We start from the raw sequence: 19,303 nt of genomic DNA, 5'->3' as shown, positions 1-19,303 counted from the left end.
ATATAGTAATAGAAATGAGGTGAATACATGGATGCTTTATTAAATTCGTTAATTACTGAGCTAAGAAGAGGGACATTAACATTAGCGGTTTTAAGCCAATTAAGAACGCCACAGTATGGATATTCACTGGTCCAATTATTGGAGAAATCGGGGATTATAATTGATCAAAGTACTTTATATCCACTACTTCGCCGTTTAGAAAAGCAAGAGCTAGTGACGAGTAGCTGGGATAAAACAGAGAGTAGACCTCGTAAATATTATGTTTTAAGTGAATATGGATTAGAGATATTCTTGCAGTTGAAAAAGGAATGGATAAAGGATTCGAAAGAACTTTATAACCTATTAAAGGAGGAGGACGAAAATGAGTTTAATTGATATTTACGTCCATGAAGTTGCGAAGAGATTACCTGAAAAAAATCGTGAAGATATTACACTTGAACTACGGTCAACAATAGAGGATATGTTACCTGACGATTATAATGAGGAAGATGTGAAGAGCGTACTCGAAAAATTGGGAAGTCCAGTGTCATTGGCTAATGGCTATTTGGATAAACCGATGCATTTAATTGGACCACGTTATTTTGATGTATATACGACGTTATTAAAAATGATTATACCAATTGCGGCAGTTATTGCACTCATTGCAATGGTTGCAGAAAATTTTATAGGCTATAATGGTGATCAAGCGGTATTATATGTGATTTTAAAATTGATAGGTAAAGGCATTGGGGAAATTGTCGAAGTAGGTATCCATGTATTTTTCTGGTTGACACTTGTATTTGCTGTTATAGAAAGAACTGATAAAGAAAAGGCTCCACACCCATTAACGACAAATTTTAAAAAATGGACGCCAGATGATTTGAAAAATATTTCGTATATCCCGAAGAAAAAGGTGATCTCAAAGTTTGAAGTTTTTGGAGGTTTAATGTGGACGGCAATATGGGCTACACTTTACTTTTATGCGAATCATCTTGTAGGCGTATATAATGGTACCGCAAATGGACTGAAGTTTGTCACGCCAACTTTTAATCAAGATGTTTTACTTCAGTACTGGCCGATCGTTGTAATAATAATCGTTTTTGAAATCGGTATATCTCTTTATAAGTTAGTTCAAGGACAATGGACGCAAAGATTGGCAATTGGGAATGCTATTCTTCAGGTAGTTGGAACAATAGTATTCATTGTAATTGTAGTAAATCCGCATTTATTTAACGAAGGGTTTATTACGTATGTGGCAAATGTGTTTACTATTTCCCCAGAGGAATTTAAAACATGGTTAATCGGCGGTGGAATTTTCATTTATATACTGTCTGCTGCAATAAATATATTTGATGGTTTCCGAAAAGCTGGTATTCGTATGTGGAAATAAATCAGAAATTTCGGTAAAATAAAATCATTTAGAAGATAGTTAAAGAAGATAAGCATAATGAAAGGAAGAAAACAATGATAAGGGAAGCAACGAAAAACGATTTAGCATTTATTTTAGATATTTATAATGATGCGATACTTTACTCAACAGCTGTGTATGCATATAAACCTGTAACCCTTGAAAATAGAATAGATTGGTATGAACAAAAAAAGGCTGACGGTTATCCAATTTTCGTATACGAACTAGATAATAAAGTAGTAGGATTTGCGACATTTGGCCCATTTAGAGCTTGGCCTGCCTATAAATATTCAATTGAACATTCTGTGTATGTGGATAAAGAATATAGAAAAAATGGAATTGGGACTTCTTTAGTGAAAGAACTAATAACAATTGCACAGGAAAGAGAATATATGACTTTAATTGCTGGGATTGATGCAGAAAACAAGAAAAGTATTGCCTTGCATGAAAACTATGGATTTGTTTATGCAGGCACAATTAAAAAGGCAGGTTATAAGTTTAATAAATGGCTAGACTTAGCCTTTTATCAATTGGAGTTTAATGGACCTGAAAATCCTACTGAAGAATAGATGTAAGTATTACTGTAAAAATAATTTAAAAAGCAATTGTATATATTTCAAAAGATAGTATGAAGAAATCCCATACTATCTTTTTGTATTCACCAATATTTTTGAACAAAAAAGGTTTTTTACATTTTATATCGAATTTCGAGAAGATGAAAACATGATACAAAAAGAGGAATGAATATGACAGCTGGATTGCCCACAGCTACAATAAATATTGGTATAATGGGAATGTTTAACGAATTCCCGTTTCTTTATGTTATTGGGGGGAAAGGTTTACCTAATCGACGTGAAAATATAGAGGTAGATGAAGCTTTTGCAGTATCTTTGAAGCACTTATACATAGAACATATTGAAAGCATGTTAGGGGTGAACGATTGAAAAGAAACTTAAAAACTTCAACAATCATCATTTTAATTTTAACAATTATTGCTTTGGAAGTTGGAATCGCACTATATGATCGTACTTTGTCATTAAATACAATTTACTTTGCCGCGATTCTTATTTGTATTGTATTGCTTTTTGGCACTCGTGTTTCTGAAGAGAGAGAAAGTACATCGAAACAGAGACGAAGACAAACAGCTCTTATATTTTGGCCATCTATTTTATTATTAATTGCTAGTTTTGCAGTTATAAGTTATATAAGAACAGGCCATGTCTCTGTATCAGGAATGATTGGTTTCTCATGCTTTGTTACATATGGAGGATTTGTATTTATTAGTATTTTAAAGAAAAGAAATAAAAATTAAATGTAGCTTACTAAGTTGAAAGGAAGAAATATATATGAAACGCATAGAAAATGGTACTCGTAACGAAGGTGAATACATAAAAAATAAAGTAATTCAATATAACATGTCTATCCTAACAGATGAAGTAAAGCAGCCAATGGAACGAGTAAGTTTTGTAGTGAAGGATGAAGAAGGGAAAATCTTTGGTGGTGTAACAGGTACAATGTATTTTTATCATCTTCATATTGATTTCTTATGGGTGGATGAATCAGTTCGCCATGATGGATATGGTAGTCAATTGCTACATAAAATCGAAGAAATCGCGAAGGAAAAAGGATGTAGATTGATATTATTAGATTCATTCAGTTTCCAAGCGCCAGAGTTTTATAAAAAACATGGCTACCGAGAATATGGTGTTGTTGAAGATCATCCGAAGGGACATAGTCAACACTTCTTAGAAAAAAGATTATAATAATATTATGTACACTAAATTATAGGAGAAAGAAAATGTACACATATAAATTTCAACATGAACAACCGATTTGTACAGGGAAAATTAAGCAGCTTTATGGTTCTGTCGGTTGGTGGCCAGAAAGAAAAAATCGATATTGAAAAAATGTTAAAGAATAGTATAGCAATTGGAGTATGGGAAGAAAATGAATTAATTGGATTTGCTAGAGTTGTTTCTGATGGTATTTTTAGAGCCTACATAGAAGATGTTGTCGTACATGAAAGTGTAAGAAATAAAGGCATTGGAGAGAATATGCTTACAATGTTACTTCAAGAGGTATCTCATATTGATATTGTTAGTCTATTTTGCGGAGAAAAACTCATCAAGTTTTATGGTGAACAGCAGTTTAAAGCGACGAAGCAAATTGTGATGTATCGTAATCAAATTGTGAAAGAATAAGAGGTGCCAGTAAGAATGAATGCAACGAGAGAGTATTGTTTATCGAAAAGAAAAGCGACAGAAGATTCTCCAGATGGCTGGAGTGCCACTTGTATGAGGCTTAATAATAAAATATTTGCGATATTGAATCATGAAGAAGGTGAAAAAGCTGCGATTACATTAAAATGTGATCCAGAACTCGCATTAAGAATAAGAGAAGATTATCCAGAAACGATTATTCCAGGGTATCATATGAATAAAAAACATTGGAATACCGTGTATATACATAAGGATGTAGAACAAGAGCAAATTAATAAAATGATTGATTGGTCGTATGAATTAGTACTACAATCATTTTCAAAGAAAAAGCAGCAAGAGTTATTGGATTAAATACAAAGTGAAGTCGGACATAAATAGCTAGTAAAATGATTATATTTTACTAGCTATTTATAGTTTCATATTATATATTAGGAGATTTTGAAATGAATACGAAACGAAATAGATTACTCTATGCAATGTTTACTATAGTTGTTATTATTTTAGGTCTTAGTTCAAGAAAGTTTGCTTTTGCGTTACCCGATTTGTTAAATAATTATTTAGGTGATGCTTTATGGGCACTAATGATTTTTACTGGATTTGGATTTTTGTTTCCTAAAATAGAAACGAAGAAATTAGCTATTATTAGTTTAATATTTTGCTACGGGATTGAAATTAGCCAATTGTACCATGCGGAATGGATAGATAGCATTCGTGCAACGACTTTAGGTGGACTCGTATTAGGTTACGGATTTTTGTGGAGTGATTTAGTGGCTTACACAATTGGTGTTGGAGTGGGAATGCTTTGTGAGTCTATATTACGGAAGAAATAAGTGAAATTAAAAAGAGGTATTTTTATATGGAGGATATATTAGAAATTGCAAAGTTTTGGTTTCAAGATAAAGATGTCGCAGCTACTGAAATTCAACCAAACGTAACGAAGATTCACTGTAATAATAAAGCGTATATTTTAAAAGAAAAAGGATCCATCAAGCAGCTTCTAAATGAATTAAATGTATTGGAGCAGCTGTATGAAAAAGGGAGTAAAGTACAAAGGATAGTAGAAACGGAAAATGACGAAAAGTATGTATTATATAAAGAGAGATATTATTGCTTATATGAGTATGTTGCCGGATGTGTTTTAGAAATAGAAGATACGAACAAGCTGACAGGGCTAGCAAGCACAATTGGAGAAGAAATAGCTAATCTACATAAAGCGCTAAATTCAATGAATAGTGCAAACGAGTTAATAAAAAGAGATTTATATAAAGTAGTATATGAGTGGGCTATACCAATTTTAGAAAAGAATAAGCATGTTCATCGGGACGTAATTCAACAAATGCAGCAATTACATACTGCTTTCAAGGAAACGGTTCAATCATTGCCGAAACAAATTATTCATCGAGATATGCACTTATCGAATGTAATCTTTAAAAGTAATGAATTTCAAGGATTTATAGATTTTGAGCTGTTAGAAAACAATGTAAGGGTATTTGATTTATGCTATTGCTGTACAAGTACTTTAAGTGAGCTATTTAGGGATGAAATATTAAGAGGGAAATGGTTACATATTGTTAGCAAAGTCTTTGAAGGATACTATAAACAAAACATATTAATGAGAGAAGAAATAAAATCTATATGGTATGTTATGCTTTCAATTCAAGTAATCTTTGTTACTTATTTTGTCCAGTTACCAGATTTATTAAAATTGAATGAAGAGATGCTCTTCTGGATTTTTGCTAATAAGGAAGATATTGAAGAATCTATAGAAAGGATCGTACTAATATGAAGAAAATCATATTAATTGGTTCTGGTGGTTCAGGAAAATCTACATTAGCAAAGCAGTTAGGGAATAAACTAAATATTAAGGTGCATCATCTTGATGCGCTATTTTGGAAACCGAATTGGCAAGGTGTTCCGAGAGACGAACAAATAACAGTTCAAAACAACTTAATTAAAGATGAGAAGTGGATTATCGATGGGAATTATGGCGGGACAATGGATATAAGAATTAACGCAGCTGATACAATCATCTTTCTTGATATTCATAGAACGATTTGTGTTTATCGTGCTTTTAAAAGAATTGTACAATATCGACATAAAACTAGACCAGATATGGGTGCGGGATGTGAAGAAAGGTTTAATTTACAATTCTTCAAATGGATATGGGAATATCCTAGTGCAAAACGACCTACAATTTTAAAAGGATTAGAGCAATTGTCCCAAGATAAAAAGATTATTGTTTTAAAATCCCCAAATGAGGTTCGGAAGTTTTTAAATCACATACAATAATAGATTGTGACGCAACAAATCTTTGTGGATATTACCGATTAGTTTAATAAAACTAATCGTTTTTTATTATGATAAATTTAATAGTTACTACTAATTGTATTTTGTAATGAGTACATCATTATTAATCTATGAAAAATGAATGCTTGGAGGAATAGAAAATGACTAATGATTTAATTCAAATGATTGATTCATTAATGGTTAATATTCAAGCAGGAGAGGTAGTATTAAGAGATGATCGAATAAAAAAAGAATGGCAGGTTCAAATTCAACCATTTCTTCTTGCAAAGTATGTTGTAACGATGGAAACATATTATGCTATTACGAATAATACAGCAAATAATAATAAAGATAATCATAAACCAGTTGTAAATATTTCATGGAATGATGCGATTGCCTTTTGTAATTTACTTTCTAAAAAAGCGGGATTAACAGAGTATTATTCCATTAGTGATGACGACCAAAAGGTTAGTTGTAATGTAGAGTCCAACGGCTACCGATTACCTTCTGAAGCTGAGTGGCAATATGCATGTAAAGCAGGGACAACGGGATATACGTATGGGGAACTTCAGAAAATAGCATGGTATAATGAGAATTCAAGTGGACAAATTCATGACGTCGGTAAAAAGGAACCAAATGCATGGGGACTATACGATATGTTAGGTAACGTTTGGGAATGGTGTTATGATTTGTATGATGAAAAGGTGTACGGATCGTACAGAATTTTTCGTGGCGGTAGCTGGGCTGAAGCAGCCAGAGGTTGCGGGGCTACTTGTCGCCGTCGTAGCCATCCTACATTTCAAATAGATGATCTTGGTTTTAGGCTTGCTAGGTCAATTTAGCAGCTAAATGATACAACTAATAAAGAAAAGGGTATCCGTACTCTTAACAAAATAGAAATGATTTAACTTAAGGAGTGTTTACATTGGCTAGAGTTTTATTCATTAACGCTGGGTCAGAAGGCCATATAAATCCAACATTGCAAGTTGTAGAGGAACTGATTTCCCGCGGTGAAGAGGTCGTTTATTTTTCAATAGAAGCTTTCAGAGAGCGTATTGAGAAAACAGGTGCTACTGTACGAACGATTGATGATCAAAAGTTTTTAAAAGCGTTTCTTTCCGGCGGTCGTAATTATTTACAGGAAAGAATAAATGGTCTTTTACATACTGCGGATATTGTAATACCTAGTGTTCTAAAACAAATTGAAGGAGAGCATTTTGATTATATCATTCATGATTCTATGTTTGGATCGGGCCATTTAATTGCTCAAATTCTTAATCTTCCAGCTATAAATTCCTGCACATCTTTTGCGCAGGATGAAAAATCATTTGAACAAATGTTAGACCATCTTTCGAAAAATATCCCAGCGGAAGTTCATGATAAAATAAATGATGATTTTCAATACTTAAAAAAAGGAATTACAGAAAAATACGGTGTTAAAATAAAATCACCGTATGAAGTTTTCTGTAATCCAGCGCCACTTACAATTGTGTATACAATTAAGGACTTCCAACCTTTTGGGGATATGTTTGATGAGACATTTAAATTTGTAGGACCATCCATTTCTACACCAATTGAAAAAGATAGCTTTGATTTTAATGTCATGAAAGAGAAGAGACCGATTTATATTTCATTAGGTACTGTTTTTAATGAAGCGATTGATTTTTATAAAGTCTGTTTTAAGGCATTCGAAAATAGTGAGCATACAATCGTTATGTCCATTGGCAATAAAACGAAAATAAGTGATTTAGGTGATATTCCGAAAAACTTCATTGTGAAAAATTATGTACCACAAACTGAACTTCTTACATATACGAAATTATTTATTACACATGGCGGGATGAATAGTACGCATGAAGGATTATATAACGGGGTTCCACTCGTTGTCATTCCGCAAAGTGCAGATCAGCCAGTAATCGCAAAGCAAGTGGAAAATCTCGGGGCAGGAGTTAAATTACATATGAAAGAATTAACCGAGGAGCAGCTACGTGAAAGTGTAGAGCTAGTATTAAATAATCCTTCATTTACAGAAGCTGCTTTAAATATGAAGGAGTCTTTCCGAAAATCATGTGGTTATAAGCAAGCTGTAGATGAGATTTTAAAGTTTAAAAGTAAATATGATATGTAATTCAAAACTTAATTTTATATAAAAACAAGTGTCTATACTACATGGTATAGGCATTTTTTCATAAATAAATTAACAGTTTCGTGTTATATAAAGTGGAGAATTACACTCATTTTACTTAATGGATGGGTGGTGTTACCCATTTTAAATCACCACTTTTTTGAATATAAAACAAAAATTCTTAATAGTAAGATAAAATAGATGGAGTTCTATAATTATTCCATATTTCGCTTTATAATGATAAAATGGTATTTTGTGGTTAAAAAATTGTATTATCATATTGAAATACTATTTAAATTAAGCAATGTAAAGGAGTAATAAGAATATGGACGAGGAAAATAATTTTTCAATTAAGAAAATGTGGAAGATAACTAATCCTTCTAAAATTCATTTTATCTCAGGATTAGTATTATCTATAGTTTCAAGTGTTATGTCATTGATCATACCTTTATTAATAAAGGATATAATGGATGAACTTTCAAATGGTATATCTTTTGGTTTAATAAGTCAAATTTCTATTTTGTTAATTTTAGAAATCATTTTTTCAGCTTTTTCTCTTTATCTACTATCTAAAGTAGGGGAAGAAATAGTGAAAAACTTGCGTGAAAAACTTTGGGAGAAGTTTTTAAAATTACCTGTAAAATATTACAATGATAATAAATCTGGTGAGATGGTAAGTAGAATAACTAGTGATACTACTACAATAGTGAATATAATTTCATCCGAAATTGTTGATTTAATCACGAGTTGTATAACGCTAATACTTTCTTTAATTATTTTATTTACGTTAGATGTTCCAATGACATTGGTTTTGATTTTTGTAGTACCGATAACCCTTTTTATTGTAATTCCATTGGGCGAGAAGGTATATGACCTTTCTTTTCAAGAACAAAATAAAATGTCTCAGTTGACGGCTTATTTATCACAGACCCTTTCTGAAATAAAGCTTGTGAAATCTTATAATACTGAATTGAAAGAAACGGAAAATGGACAAAAACATTTTGAATTTCTTTATAAGAATGGAATAAAGAGGGCTAAACTTAATTCTATATTAACTCCGGTTTTAGGGACATTTACTACTATAGTTCTAATTGGTGTAATAGGTTTTGGTGCCTGGAGGGTAGATCAAGGTCTTATTAGTTCTGGTGAGTTAGTAGCGTTTTTATTGTATTTGTTTCAAATTATGGTTCCCTTTATACAAATGAATCATTTTTTAACGAGTTTTCAAGAGGCAAAAGGATCTATGAAAAGATTATTTGAAATATTAGAAGAAGAAGAGGAAGTTCAAGTTGTTACTAATGCATGTATTGGATCTCCAGCACAATTAGAGTTTAAAGATGTTTCTTTTAGATATGATGAAAAAGAGAATGTTATTGAAGACATTTCTTTTAAAATTAAGAAAGGATCTTTAACAGCACTAGTTGGACCAAGTGGTTCTGGAAAAAGTACGATATTTTCGTTAATAGAAAGGTTTTATGATCCAACTAATGGAGATATTTTATTAGATGATGTATCTTATAAAAATATAGATGTAGAAGAATGGAGACAGAAATTTAGTTATGTTTCGCAAGATACTCCAATTTTTTCAGGTACAATTAGAGATAATATTTTATATGGAAAAAATGATAAGGTTACAGATGATAAATTGATAGAGATTGCAGCATTTGCAAATGCACATGAATTTATTGTTGGTTTATCGGATGGTTATAATACGGAGGTAGGAGAAAGAGGGAATCAACTTTCAGGTGGACAAAAACAACGTATTGCAATAGCTAGAGCTTTAATGCGTGATGCGGATTTCCTGTTATTAGATGAAGCTACAGCAAATCTAGATTCTGATTCAGAAAAACAAGTACAAAAGGCTATAAATACATTAATTCATAAACAAACAACTTTTGTAATAGCACATAGATTGTCTACTATAGTAGATGCTGATCAAATTATTGTATTAGAGGATGGTAGAATTACAGGTTTTGGAACTCATGATGAGTTATTAAGTAAGCATGAGTATTATCAAAAAGTTATTAAACAGCAATTCGAAAGACAATAATTCACAAACCAATGCAGGGTTAAAAAGGAAATTAATATTCCATTACAGTGAAGAATATGATAGGTTTTATGAAACAGACGAATAGGGTACAGAAAGGGTATTATATGAATCCATAATGTAGATTCATATAATACCCTTTTTATTACGTCAATACTTTTGTCATAAGAATATGAGGAATACCATCTTCCATAAATACATCAGAAGAAGTTTGATAGCCTAATTTTTTATAAAATCCTTCAGCTTGTGTTTGACCGTGTAATTTCACTTTTATAGCTTGTTTGTTACAAGCAATTTCTTCTAACGTTTGAATGATTACTTTTCCTAATCCGTATTTACGGTAGTCTTTTAAAATACAAATTCGCTCTAATTTTCCAGTTCCTTCAACAAATCGTATACGGCCTGTACCTACAGGAATCTCATTATAATAAACTAAAATATGTTTACATTCCTCGCCGATTTCATCGAATGTATCGAATTCATCTGCAAGAGGGACACCTTGTTCTTTTACAAATACTTCTTTTCGAATATGAAAGGCAATTTCTAAATCTGTAAGTTCTGTTATGAGTTTGGATTGCAATTTGTTCAGTCCTTTCTAGTCTGATTTGTTTGTGTTTTCATAGTATATCATAATAAGATGCTATTAAGAGAAGCAGAACATACTAAAAAGCTGACTTCAAAAAGTCAGCTTTCATTATAATTCTCTTATCCCATTTTTAGTTCCGATAATTGCTTTACTCGTCATATTAATAAATAATCCTGTTTCAACTACACCAGTAATCATTTTTAATTGTTCGTGTAATTTGCCAGGATTAGATATATTATTAGGAAATATACAATCAATAATCATGTTATTGTTATCGGTAATAAAAGTTTCATCATTTTTTAAACGTAACGTAGTTTTACAGCCTAAAGATTGAATTTTACTTTCGGTTTGCTTCCATGAAAAAGGTATAATTTCAACAGGTAATGGGAAAGTACCTAAATGTGTCACAACTTTTGATTCATCAGCAATAATTATTAGTTCTTTAGAGGAGGAAGCAACAATTTTTTCGCGAAGTAATGCACCACCGCCACCTTTGATAAGTTGTAAATTAGAATCAATTTCATCCGCTCCATCAATTGTAAGATCAAGACTTTGTACGTCGTTTAACGAAATCAGGGGGATATTTAGTTGCTGTGCTAATGCTTCTGTTTCCTTTGATGTCGGTACAGCTTGAAATGATAGTCCTTCTTTGATACGTTCACCTAATTTTTGTATCGCCCAGTATACGGTAGAACCTGTTCCAAGCCCAACTTTCATTCCATCTTTTACATAGTCAGCAGCATATTCGCCAGCGAGCTGTTTTAAATTCATCATTTTACTCCGCCGGACGTGGTCCAGCATCAAGACCTGAATTTTCAACTGTAAGTACCGGACGAACGACTATATCTTTATGTACTTGCATTTGACACGATAAGCGTAAATGATCTTCAATTCCTTTTTCCGTAATCGCATTTTTTTCATCTGAGCTTGCTTCCAAGAAATCGCCCGCTATAATTTCTACTCTACAAGTTGTGCAACGTGCTTTTCCGCCGCAACGATGGAGAATATGTACACCGTTATCTTCAATAGCTAATACTAACTTTGTTCCTTCTTTTACATCAAACGTTCCCGCACCTTCAATTGTTAATTTTGGCAAATTTGTTCCTCCTCACGTAAAATTGTACATAACATATTTATGACCGCGAATTATCGAACATAAACATTATTTTTTTATAAGCCCCGTAACTTTTTCGTTTAATCAATCGTTTATTAAGTAAGCGCTGAAAAGGAGTGGTTATTTTGTGCACAAAAATAACTCAGGTTTTAAATAATCATATCGATATGAATCATTCAAATATAAATTTTTTAATTGAAAATCATGCAGAGTTGAAAAGATACTGTATGTTTTTAACGAAAAACAAATGGGACGGTGAAGATCTCGCCCAAGAAACGGTTTGTAAAGTTCTTCAAAAATATAGTAATAAAGATATTTGCATGACACTTGTTTATAAAATAGCTAGAAATCGTTGGTTAGACCAGATAAAGTCAAAATCAGTTCATGAAAAAATAAAGGAACAAATTACTTTTGAAGAACCACACGAGAAAATTGCTGATTTGCATGAAATGGTAGGGAAAATGTTATTTTCATTAAATGTACAACAATCCGCAATTTTATTATTAAAGGATGTTTTTCAATATAGTATCGCGGATATTGCTAAAGTGTGTTCTGTATCAGAAGGAGCAGTGAAAGCTTCTTTATTTAGGAGTAGAAATAGATTGAAAACTGTAAGTGAAGAAGGAATTGAGATAGTCGAATACACAGATGATATTGAAATTGTAGTAACATCTATTCGTGAAGAAAGGCCGGAATTGTTAACAAAGCTTCTTCCTACAATAGATTTTACTAAGTTACCATCTAAACAGCCAGTCTTATTATTTAATGCGAAAAAGCCTTCTTCCTACAGTTGTATGCTTTGCGCGGCATAACAATTATTGGAGGGATTAAAAATGAATACAATTCCATACGTCGTAGAACAAACGAAATTAGGAGAACGTTCCTATGATATATATTCAAGGTTATTAAAAGACCGAATTATAATGATCGGTTCAGAAATTAACGATCAAGTAGCGAGTAGTGTCGTAGCTCAATTATTATTTTTAGAAGCAGAAGATGCAGAGAAAGATATATTTTTATACATCAATAGCCCAGGCGGATCAACGACAGCAGGTTTTGCGATATTAGATACGATGAATCTTATTAAACCGGATGTGCAAACGCTTTGTATGGGATTTGCAGCATCATTTGGTGCATTGCTACTTTTATCAGGTGCAAAAGGAAAACGGTTTGCGTTGCCTAATAGTGAAATTATGATTCATCAGCCGCTCGGTGGTGCACAAGGGCAGGCAACGGAAATTGAAATAACTGCAAAAAGAATATTAAAGTTAAAACATGATATTAATCAAATGATTGCAGATAAAACAGGCCAACCAATTGAAAGAGTGGCACATGATACAGAGAGAGATTATTTTATGACGGCAGAAGAAGCGAAGGCATATGGGATTGTAGATGATGTTGTTGCGAAAAAATAATATGAAGCAGGCTAGAGAGTAATGTATATTCTCTAGCCTGCTTTTTAATCTTTTATCCATTCATTAACTAATGTTTGATTCTTTTCAATCCATTTTCGTGCAGCTTCTTCCGGATCTTTCGTTTTATTTAACATGACCATTAACGTACCAAGTTGCTCATCGTTCATTTTCCATTTATCAAAGTATTTTACAATATCAGGATGATCTTTTTCGAAACCTTTACGAACAGAGTAATAAATGTCGTCTTTTTCACCATATACTTTCTTAGGGTCTTTTAAATATTTTAAATCAAATTCTGAAAAGCCCCAATGCGGATTCCAAAGCGTAACTGAGATTGGTTTCTTTTTCGTATATGCCTTCTTTAGTTCGCTCATCATTGCAGCTTCTGAAGATTGGACAAGTTTTAATTTTATATCATATGCCTTCATTGCTTTATCCGTTAAATTCATAAGGCTACTACCTGGTTCGATTCCGACAATTTTATTATCAAGTTCATCTTTGTGAGCGTTTAAATCTTCGATGCTGTTTATGTTTTTCATATAAGAAGGGACGACTAAACCAAGACCAGTGCCCTCATACCATTTTGATTTTAAGACAATGTCATTTTTATAACGATTATTTAGTGGTTTATCCGTAACTGGTAGCCATACTTCTAAATTAGCATCGACATCACCACGAGCAACACCAGTCCAAATCGCAGCTTTTTCTAAATACATGAGTTCAACTTTATAGCCCTTTTGTTCTAATAAAACCTTCCACATGTTTGCAGTTGCAATATTTTCTTTCCAACTTGTTACACCTAATTTGATTTTCCCTTTCGAATTAGCATTTGTTGCATTACATGAAGTGAAAATCATAGTAATAAATAATACAAGACCCATAAGCCATATTTTCTTCCTCATCGAAAACCTCCTAAGAAACATTTGCCTTTTTAAATACATGTATAGGTAAGCATTCTTATTATGAACGGAAACGAGAATTTTAAAGAAATCTTATGAATGTCATTTTTATGTAATATTTCTTTATAAAATCGCAACACTATGTAAATAGATGGGTAGAAAAGGAGTAGTGACATGGATAATACAAAGGTACGTGTTGAAAACGTAACAAAAGTATTTGGGAAACATCCACAAAGAGCGCTTACTTTATTAAAAGAAGGAAAAAGCAAATCGGAAATTTTAAAAGAAACAGGAATGAACGTTGGCGTGAAAAAGGCAACGTTTGAAGTATACACCGGAGAGATTTTCGTTATTATGGGTTTGTCAGGTAGCGGGAAATCTACGTTAGTTCGTATGCTAAACCAATTAATTAAACCAACCGCAGGTCATATATACATAGATGGTGAAGACATCGCAACGATGGGAAAAGAAGAGCTGCGAAGAGTGAGAAGAACGAAAATGAGTATGGTTTTTCAAAAGTTCGCTTTATTTCCGCACCGTACAGTGATACAAAACGTTGCCTACGGGTTAGAAATTCAAGGAGTTCCGGTAGAGGAACGAGAAAATAAGGCGTTAGAATCGCTACAGCTAGTAGGGCTAGATCATCATAAAGACAATTATCCAAGTCAACTTAGTGGTGGTATGCAGCAGCGCGTTGGTATTGCGCGTGCTTTGACGAATAATCCAGATGTATTACTAATGGACGAGTCATTTAGTGCGTTAGATCCACTCATTCGAAAAGAAATGCAAGATGAATTGTTAGAACTACAAGATAAAATGGAGAAAACAATTATTTTTATTACTCATGATTTAGATGAAGCGCTTCGAATAGGTGATCGTATCGCATTAATGAAAGATGGTGAAATTGTACAAATAGGAACACCAGAAGAAATTATGATGAGTCCTGCCAACGAGTTTGTGGAGAAATTCGTTGCGGATGTGAATTTAGGAAAAGTAATTACGGCGGAATCTATCTTAAAAAGACCAGAAACATTACTCATTGATCGTGGTCCACGTGTAGCACTTCAAATTATGAGGAATGCAGGTGTTTCTACAGTATATGTTGTAAACAAAAAGTACGAGTTTTTAGGTATATTAACTGCAGATGATGCGAGTAAAGCAGTGCAAAAACAGTGGCCGATTGCTGATCTATTACTTAACGATATTCCGCACGTTTATTTAGATACTTTACTTGAGGAAACGTATGCAAAAATGGCGGAGATGAAATATCCGTTACCCGTCATTGATGAGAAGAAAAGACTAAGAGGAATTATTAAACGTGAAAGTGTCATTCAAGCTCTTGCAGGTAACATTGAGGAAGAGGTGAAGGACGATGAATAATATACCGCGCATTCCGTTAGGAGAATGGGTCGATTCATTTGTTGCGAGTTTATATGAGCACTTTGAAGGCTTGTTCCGAGGATTCTCATATATTATCGGTGGATTCGTTGATTTACTAACTAATTTTTTAACAATAATACCAGCTATATTGATGATTATTATCTTATGTTTCCTCATTTGGTACACAACGAGAAAAGTATCTTTAGTCATTTTTACACTCATTGGATTACTATTTATTTTAAATATTAACTATTGGGCACAAACGATGCAAACATTAGCGCTCGTACTTACCTCTGTTATTATTTCAATCATTGTCGGAATTCCAATTGGGATCTTAGCATCTCAAAATGAACGCTTCTCAAAATTTTTAAAACCGACATTAGACTTTATGCAAACAATGCCCGCATTCGTATATCTTATTCCTGCGATTACATTTTTCGGAGTAGGTGTTGTTCCTGGTATTATTGCATCAGTTATTTTTGCAATGCCGCCGACAATTCGTTTTACTGACCTAGGAATTAGACAAGTTCCAGAAGATTTAATTGAAGCAGCGAATGCATTTGGTTCAACCGCATCACAAAAATTATTTAAAGTACAATTACCACTCGCAACCGGAACGATTATGGCAGGTGTAAACCAAAGTATTATGCTTTCGTTATCAATGGTCGTAACAGCATCACTTGTGGGAGCACCAGGACTTGGCGTCGATGTGTATCGTTCTGTTACACAAGTAAATATCGGAATGGGATTTGAAGCTGGACTAGCCATTGTTGTCATTGCGATTATATTAGACCGCATTACACAAGGATTTCATCAAAAAAGAAGATAAAAAGAAAACACACTTTATTATACAAAGTGTGTTTTTTATGTTTGAAAAGATTACATACGAACAATAACAGAACCGCCAGCTGGTGCACAAACTTGGTTTTGCTGTTGTTCCATTGATTTTATTAAATGATTATTCTCTTCGATTAATGAGATTAATTTCGCTAATTGGCTTTCAAGGCTTGCAATGCGCTGCATCATATACTGGGAATCATAATGCAGTGTATTCCTTGCAGCGTGGGGCGAGTAAACATATTGTTGATTTAAATTTGGATTCCAATGAGGATGCATTTGAATCGTTCCTCCTTCAATAAATTACTGATCTTTCCTATAGTAAATGCCTATGTATATGTAATGGTGACTTGAAAATCCTTTGAAACGAAGAGGATTATGTAGAGGGAATGGAAAAGTAATAAAGTACATTTTTGGGAAATTAGTAATTGGAATAGCGAATATATTAGGAGACAGCGACGTTCCTATAAATGGATATTATATGGGGAGAAATTATGAGAGGAGAGGGTATTTTGTCTAATAATAAAAAAAGAAATGATGCAATGACCATAGGTATGGCTATAGGGATTGTGATCGGCATCTTTCCTGGTTTATATACTAATAATTTAGTAATCGGGATTGCAATTGGGATTGTAATTGGAGTCGGGATTACAGTTTTGAAGAGATAATGAGTTGGAAATTTTCTATATGCAACTTGAGTAAAAGTTGTTGTTGCTTTTAATGCAGAATTGTCAATTTTAAAGATTGAATTTTCGGAATATAAAACCTGTTTTTCCTTTTTTTATGATATTATATATGAAAAGGATGGTGATAAATATGTCCATAAACAATCAAGCAGAAAAAAACTGCTTCATTTGCGAAAAACATAAAGGAAATATTATAGTTCCAGGCGGTGCTATTTATGAAGATGATCTCATATACGTTGGACATGTCTATTGGGATAGAGAAGAAACATACCTTGGCTACATAATGATTGATATAAAGAGACATGTACCTGGTCTTGCTGAATTAACTGAAGATGAGGCAAAAGCATTTGGACTTATAACTAGTAGAGTAAGTAAAGTGCTAAAAGAAAGCGAAGGGGCAGAACATATTTACGCTTTTGTTTCAGGGAACGGTGTACCTCATATGCATATGCACATCATACCGCGTTATCCGAACACACCGAAAGAATTTTGGTCACCAACTGAAGTAGCGGGATGGACAGGTGCCCCGCATGGAGGTTCGGAGCAAATACAAAAACTATGTGAAAGAATACGAAAGTATATGGTAAATGAGTATGCATACAACAAATAATACACAATATTCATGGGTTGGAAGTAGGGAAATGTGTCTAGGTGAAATCTCGGTTAAGCAATATGGTGATATTGTACTTGGTAAATATGGCGGGAATATAAGTGCTGGGGCGAAAAAGAATGAAGATGGTGCGCTAGTTTGGTCAAATGGTGATTGGGAATTCGCTGCTATTTTAGACGGACATAATAGTGCAGAAAGTGTTGATTTAGTAGTAAATGCAATCAAAAAAGAATATGAAAATATAAAAACGATTATGAAAGAATCAATTAAAACAGTATTTCGCTCTATTGAAAATCATATACTTGCGATCTTTCAATCTTCCTCATTTAAAGAAAAGTGCCAAAAGGTTAAAGGTGAAACAGCTTGCTTAATATGTGTAAGAAAAGAAAATTATATATGGTGGCTATCTATTGGCGATTGTCTAGTGTATGTATTTCATGAAGAATTACATAAATTAGGACAATATACATTAAATCAACGTCATTTTTACGAATGGATTGGTAATGTTAATACATTTGATTTACCCGTTCCGTGCTATTCTTCAGGGATTCGTGAATTACGTACTGGAAAGAATCGAATTGTAATGGTGACAGATGGGGTATTAGAATGCGGGGAACGCCGATATGAAAAGTCATTAAATTTGTATGAAGATATGAATGGAAATAAGAAAGAGTTAACAGAGTGTGTTCGAAATGTATTAGAGCACGTTCATCATCAATTAGGGCGAGATAGTGCCACAATTACTAGTTGGGATGTTGAAAACAAAGGGAATGCTACGTATCCGAGTGATCAGCCTGAGAAAATCCAAACGGTTAAGTAAAGGAGGATACCTCTCTGTTTCATGTGAAAGTCATTGTATTAGTTTTATGGATCTTATTCTTAGGTGTTTTAGAAAATATAGTGAGAAAAAAGATGAATATACCGAAACAAAAAGGATGGAATAATAAATATGTAAACAAGTCTCATAAATGGGGAAACAGAATTATTATTTTTTCTTATATAGTGGTTATTATTATATGTTCTTCTCTTTCAAACCCCCTATACATGGGCTTTCTACCTTTTCTGTTTTTAATTACGTTATATAGTTTTGATGCATATATGGAATGGAAATATGACAGGGAATCGAGAGAGTTCTTGATGTCCTTAGGTGGGGCTGTATCATTAATGATAACAGGGCTGATTCTATATTTTTTTATTTAATACGTATTAATTACAGCCCTATAGCAATGTCATATAATAAGCAATTAAAGGGAGAGAAGCAATGAAAAGTCCTCGATTACGTGCAGAAGCAATGATTTTAAATGAAGATCATTCTAAAGTACTTGTTCAATGTGACGAGAACAAATCATTTTACCGTTTTCCAGGTGGCTCCATCGAATTTGGTGAAACGGCAAAAAAAGCAATAGCACGAGAACTATGGGAAGAATATAATTTAAAAGTTTTTGTTCAAGAATTAGCAGTTGTAAATGAGAATATTTTTGAATGGAACGGAGAAAAGGGACATCACTGTACATTAATACATTGGGGAACTGTTCGAGAAGTAGTTACAAATGAAATAAGGCACAAAGAGCATGAGGATATTATTTTAATCTGGAAAAGTATAGAGGAATTAAAGGCAAAGCCAACATACCCTGAAGGAATCTTAAGTTATTTAGAAGAGAATAACCGTAATATCGTTCACTTTATTTTAGATAATTCAATGGGGTAATAGG

The 19,303-nt window shown here is 33.0% G+C and carries 26 protein-coding genes and 2 pseudogenes; 23 read left to right on the top strand and 5 right to left on the bottom strand.

The window, feature by feature from the left end:
- Nucleotides 1–27 precede the first annotated feature (27 nt).
- From COI75_RS24910 to COI75_RS24845, 14 genes and pseudogenes are all read left to right on the top strand, one after another.
- Nucleotides 28–375 (top strand): PadR family transcriptional regulator, encoded by a 348-nt coding sequence (locus COI75_RS24910; RefSeq protein ID WP_000339345.1) that lies wholly within the window; start codon nucleotides 28–30, stop codon nucleotides 373–375.
- A complete protein-coding gene (locus COI75_RS24905) occupies nucleotides 362–1,369 on the top strand; it encodes an HAAS signaling domain-containing protein (RefSeq protein WP_000052336.1) in 1,008 nt (335 codons plus the stop codon). Before COI75_RS24910 ends, COI75_RS24905 begins: the two co-directional genes overlap by 14 nt.
- Nucleotides 1,370–1,443: 74 nt before the next feature.
- Complete coding sequence (locus COI75_RS24900) at nucleotides 1,444–1,956, top strand: GNAT family N-acetyltransferase (protein ID WP_000617514.1); 513 nt, start codon at nucleotides 1,444–1,446, stop codon at nucleotides 1,954–1,956.
- Nucleotides 1,957–2,130: 174 nt separating this feature from the next.
- Nucleotides 2,131–2,331, top strand: a pseudogene (locus COI75_RS24895) (serine hydrolase); the annotation flags it as partial.
- Nucleotides 2,328–2,699, top strand: coding sequence for a hypothetical protein (locus COI75_RS24890; protein WP_000827999.1), 372 nt, complete (start codon nucleotides 2,328–2,330; stop codon nucleotides 2,697–2,699). The pseudogene COI75_RS24895 and the gene COI75_RS24890, both read left to right, overlap by 4 nt.
- A gap of 34 nt (nucleotides 2,700–2,733) precedes the next feature.
- Nucleotides 2,734–3,150, top strand: coding sequence for a GNAT family N-acetyltransferase (locus COI75_RS24885; RefSeq protein WP_000821021.1), 417 nt, complete (start codon nucleotides 2,734–2,736; stop codon nucleotides 3,148–3,150).
- A 35-nt stretch (nucleotides 3,151–3,185) separates the two neighbouring features.
- Nucleotides 3,186–3,588, top strand: a pseudogene (locus COI75_RS24880) (GNAT family N-acetyltransferase).
- A gap of 15 nt (nucleotides 3,589–3,603) precedes the next feature.
- Nucleotides 3,604–3,957: an MmcQ/YjbR family DNA-binding protein gene (locus COI75_RS24875; RefSeq protein WP_000994647.1), complete on the top strand. Its 354-nt coding sequence runs from the start codon at nucleotides 3,604–3,606 to the stop codon at nucleotides 3,955–3,957.
- Nucleotides 3,958–4,049: 92 nt separating this feature from the next.
- Entirely contained in the window at nucleotides 4,050–4,436 is a 387-nt protein-coding gene (locus COI75_RS24870) for a DUF2809 domain-containing protein (protein ID WP_001093437.1), read from the top strand.
- 26 nt (nucleotides 4,437–4,462) lie between these two features.
- Nucleotides 4,463–5,392: a phosphotransferase enzyme family protein gene (locus tag COI75_RS24865; protein ID WP_000389479.1), complete on the top strand. Its 930-nt coding sequence runs from the start codon at nucleotides 4,463–4,465 to the stop codon at nucleotides 5,390–5,392.
- Nucleotides 5,389–5,895 (top strand): DNA topology modulation protein, encoded by a 507-nt coding sequence (locus tag COI75_RS24860; protein WP_000720542.1) that lies wholly within the window; start codon nucleotides 5,389–5,391, stop codon nucleotides 5,893–5,895. The genes COI75_RS24865 and COI75_RS24860 overlap by 4 nt, the downstream gene beginning before the upstream one ends.
- 158 nt (nucleotides 5,896–6,053) lie before the next feature.
- Nucleotides 6,054–6,734, top strand: coding sequence for a formylglycine-generating enzyme family protein (locus COI75_RS24855; RefSeq protein WP_000180355.1), 681 nt, complete (start codon nucleotides 6,054–6,056; stop codon nucleotides 6,732–6,734).
- A gap of 83 nt (nucleotides 6,735–6,817) precedes the next feature.
- Nucleotides 6,818–8,020 (top strand): macrolide family glycosyltransferase, encoded by a 1,203-nt coding sequence (locus tag COI75_RS24850; protein ID WP_000124895.1) that lies wholly within the window; start codon nucleotides 6,818–6,820, stop codon nucleotides 8,018–8,020.
- A gap of 322 nt (nucleotides 8,021–8,342) precedes the next feature.
- Nucleotides 8,343–10,067, top strand: a complete 1,725-nt coding sequence (locus COI75_RS24845) for an ABC transporter ATP-binding protein (protein WP_000343076.1) — start codon at nucleotides 8,343–8,345, stop codon at nucleotides 10,065–10,067.
- Nucleotides 10,068–10,209: 142 nt separating this feature from the next.
- On the opposite strand, the gene COI75_RS24840 is transcribed toward COI75_RS24845, so the two are convergent.
- The 3 genes from COI75_RS24840 to COI75_RS24830 form a co-directional block, all read right to left on the bottom strand.
- Complete coding sequence (locus COI75_RS24840) at nucleotides 10,210–10,644, bottom strand: GNAT family N-acetyltransferase (RefSeq protein WP_001190871.1); 435 nt, start codon at nucleotides 10,642–10,644, stop codon at nucleotides 10,210–10,212.
- Between the two features lie 114 nt (nucleotides 10,645–10,758).
- Nucleotides 10,759–11,421: a ribose 5-phosphate isomerase A gene (gene rpiA / locus COI75_RS24835; protein ID WP_001049977.1), complete on the bottom strand. Its 663-nt coding sequence runs from the start codon at nucleotides 11,419–11,421 to the stop codon at nucleotides 10,759–10,761.
- A 4-nt stretch (nucleotides 11,422–11,425) separates the two neighbouring features.
- The gene (locus COI75_RS24830; protein ID WP_001125373.1) at nucleotides 11,426–11,746 is read right to left on the bottom strand and encodes a 2Fe-2S iron-sulfur cluster-binding protein; all 321 of its coding nucleotides are present in this window, start codon (nucleotides 11,744–11,746) and stop codon (nucleotides 11,426–11,428) included.
- Between the two features lie 143 nt (nucleotides 11,747–11,889).
- Here COI75_RS24830 and COI75_RS24825 point away from each other — a divergent pair, with 143 nt between their 5' ends.
- Both COI75_RS24825 and clpP read left to right on the top strand, forming a co-directional pair.
- Nucleotides 11,890–12,576, top strand: a complete 687-nt coding sequence (locus COI75_RS24825) for an RNA polymerase subunit sigma-70 (RefSeq protein WP_000337470.1) — start codon at nucleotides 11,890–11,892, stop codon at nucleotides 12,574–12,576.
- Between the two features lie 21 nt (nucleotides 12,577–12,597).
- Nucleotides 12,598–13,179: an ATP-dependent Clp endopeptidase proteolytic subunit ClpP gene (gene clpP, locus COI75_RS24820; RefSeq protein WP_001092375.1), complete on the top strand. Its 582-nt coding sequence runs from the start codon at nucleotides 12,598–12,600 to the stop codon at nucleotides 13,177–13,179.
- A gap of 44 nt (nucleotides 13,180–13,223) precedes the next feature.
- On the opposite strand, the gene COI75_RS24815 is transcribed toward clpP, so the two are convergent.
- On the bottom strand, nucleotides 13,224–14,081 hold the full coding sequence (locus COI75_RS24815; RefSeq protein WP_001227655.1) for a glycine betaine ABC transporter substrate-binding protein: 858 nt from the start codon (nucleotides 14,079–14,081) through the stop codon (nucleotides 13,224–13,226).
- 171 nt (nucleotides 14,082–14,252) lie between these two features.
- On the opposite strand from COI75_RS24815, the gene COI75_RS24810 reads away from it, so the two are divergent.
- Together COI75_RS24810 and COI75_RS24805 are read left to right on the top strand one after the other, a co-directional pair.
- Nucleotides 14,253–15,458 (top strand): quaternary amine ABC transporter ATP-binding protein, encoded by a 1,206-nt coding sequence (locus tag COI75_RS24810; RefSeq protein WP_000370622.1) that lies wholly within the window; start codon nucleotides 14,253–14,255, stop codon nucleotides 15,456–15,458.
- Nucleotides 15,451–16,287, top strand: coding sequence for an ABC transporter permease (locus tag COI75_RS24805; protein ID WP_001059833.1), 837 nt, complete (start codon nucleotides 15,451–15,453; stop codon nucleotides 16,285–16,287). The genes COI75_RS24810 and COI75_RS24805 overlap by 8 nt, the downstream gene beginning before the upstream one ends.
- Nucleotides 16,288–16,337: 50 nt before the next feature.
- On the opposite strand, the gene COI75_RS26700 is transcribed toward COI75_RS24805, so the two are convergent.
- Nucleotides 16,338–16,574 carry a hypothetical protein gene (locus COI75_RS26700; RefSeq protein WP_000553349.1) on the bottom strand — a complete coding sequence of 79 codons (237 nt, stop codon included), beginning with the start codon at nucleotides 16,572–16,574 and terminating at the stop codon, nucleotides 16,338–16,340.
- Nucleotides 16,575–16,789: 215 nt separating this feature from the next.
- Between COI75_RS26700 and COI75_RS24795 the strand changes: the two genes are divergently transcribed.
- The 5 genes from COI75_RS24795 (at nucleotide 16,790) to COI75_RS24775 (ending at nucleotide 19,299) form a co-directional block, all read left to right on the top strand.
- On the top strand, nucleotides 16,790–16,963 hold the full coding sequence (locus COI75_RS24795) for a hypothetical protein (RefSeq protein WP_002095603.1): 174 nt from the start codon (nucleotides 16,790–16,792) through the stop codon (nucleotides 16,961–16,963).
- Nucleotides 16,964–17,090: 127 nt separating this feature from the next.
- A complete protein-coding gene (locus tag COI75_RS24790; protein WP_141530731.1) occupies nucleotides 17,091–17,591 on the top strand; it encodes an HIT family protein in 501 nt (166 codons plus the stop codon).
- Complete coding sequence (locus tag COI75_RS24785; protein WP_000557610.1) at nucleotides 17,575–18,411, top strand: PP2C family serine/threonine-protein phosphatase; 837 nt, start codon at nucleotides 17,575–17,577, stop codon at nucleotides 18,409–18,411. The genes COI75_RS24790 and COI75_RS24785 overlap by 17 nt, the downstream gene beginning before the upstream one ends.
- Nucleotides 18,412–18,434: 23 nt before the next feature.
- Nucleotides 18,435–18,791, top strand: coding sequence for a DUF4181 domain-containing protein (locus tag COI75_RS24780; protein ID WP_000864844.1), 357 nt, complete (start codon nucleotides 18,435–18,437; stop codon nucleotides 18,789–18,791).
- 61 nt (nucleotides 18,792–18,852) lie between these two features.
- Nucleotides 18,853–19,299, top strand: coding sequence for an NUDIX domain-containing protein (locus COI75_RS24775; RefSeq protein ID WP_000841906.1), 447 nt, complete (start codon nucleotides 18,853–18,855; stop codon nucleotides 19,297–19,299).
- The last annotated feature ends 4 nt before the right edge of the window (nucleotides 19,300–19,303 follow it).

Origin of the sequence: Bacillus cereus (assembly GCF_002564555.1) — a bacterium.
Taxonomy (GTDB): domain Bacteria; phylum Bacillota; class Bacilli; order Bacillales; family Bacillaceae_G; genus Bacillus_A; species Bacillus_A cereus_K.
This window is presented reverse-complemented; position numbering and strand designations above follow the sequence as displayed.

What these genes read in the sequence shown, in the direction of transcription:
- COI75_RS24910 (WP_000339345.1), top strand. Translation starts at nt 28, where the DNA reads ATGGATGCTTTATTAAATTCGTTAATTACTGAGCTAAGAAGAGGGACA.
- COI75_RS24905 (WP_000052336.1), top strand. Translation starts at nt 362, where the DNA reads ATGAGTTTAATTGATATTTACGTCCATGAAGTTGCGAAGAGATTACCT.
- COI75_RS24900 (WP_000617514.1), top strand. Translation starts at nt 1,444, where the DNA reads ATGATAAGGGAAGCAACGAAAAACGATTTAGCATTTATTTTAGATATT.
- COI75_RS24885 (WP_000821021.1), top strand. Translation starts at nt 2,734, where the DNA reads ATGAAACGCATAGAAAATGGTACTCGTAACGAAGGTGAATACATAAAA.
- COI75_RS24875 (WP_000994647.1), top strand. Translation starts at nt 3,604, where the DNA reads ATGAATGCAACGAGAGAGTATTGTTTATCGAAAAGAAAAGCGACAGAA.
- COI75_RS24870 (WP_001093437.1), top strand. Translation starts at nt 4,050, where the DNA reads ATGAATACGAAACGAAATAGATTACTCTATGCAATGTTTACTATAGTT.
- COI75_RS24865 (WP_000389479.1), top strand. Translation starts at nt 4,463, where the DNA reads ATGGAGGATATATTAGAAATTGCAAAGTTTTGGTTTCAAGATAAAGAT.
- COI75_RS24860 (WP_000720542.1), top strand. Translation starts at nt 5,389, where the DNA reads ATGAAGAAAATCATATTAATTGGTTCTGGTGGTTCAGGAAAATCTACA.
- COI75_RS24855 (WP_000180355.1), top strand. Translation starts at nt 6,054, where the DNA reads ATGACTAATGATTTAATTCAAATGATTGATTCATTAATGGTTAATATT.
- COI75_RS24845 (WP_000343076.1), top strand. Translation starts at nt 8,343, where the DNA reads ATGGACGAGGAAAATAATTTTTCAATTAAGAAAATGTGGAAGATAACT.
- rpiA (WP_001049977.1), bottom strand. Translation starts at nt 11,421, where the DNA reads ATGAATTTAAAACAGCTCGCTGGCGAATATGCTGCTGACTATGTAAAA.
- clpP (WP_001092375.1), top strand. Translation starts at nt 12,598, where the DNA reads ATGAATACAATTCCATACGTCGTAGAACAAACGAAATTAGGAGAACGT.
- COI75_RS24815 (WP_001227655.1), bottom strand. Translation starts at nt 14,081, where the DNA reads ATGAGGAAGAAAATATGGCTTATGGGTCTTGTATTATTTATTACTATG.
- COI75_RS24810 (WP_000370622.1), top strand. Translation starts at nt 14,253, where the DNA reads ATGGATAATACAAAGGTACGTGTTGAAAACGTAACAAAAGTATTTGGG.
- COI75_RS24805 (WP_001059833.1), top strand. Translation starts at nt 15,451, where the DNA reads ATGAATAATATACCGCGCATTCCGTTAGGAGAATGGGTCGATTCATTT.
- COI75_RS26700 (WP_000553349.1), bottom strand. Translation starts at nt 16,574, where the DNA reads ATGCATCCTCATTGGAATCCAAATTTAAATCAACAATATGTTTACTCG.
- COI75_RS24795 (WP_002095603.1), top strand. Translation starts at nt 16,790, where the DNA reads ATGAGAGGAGAGGGTATTTTGTCTAATAATAAAAAAAGAAATGATGCA.
- COI75_RS24790 (WP_141530731.1), top strand. Translation starts at nt 17,091, where the DNA reads ATGAAAAGGATGGTGATAAATATGTCCATAAACAATCAAGCAGAAAAA.
- COI75_RS24785 (WP_000557610.1), top strand. Translation starts at nt 17,575, where the DNA reads ATGCATACAACAAATAATACACAATATTCATGGGTTGGAAGTAGGGAA.
- COI75_RS24775 (WP_000841906.1), top strand. Translation starts at nt 18,853, where the DNA reads ATGAAAAGTCCTCGATTACGTGCAGAAGCAATGATTTTAAATGAAGAT.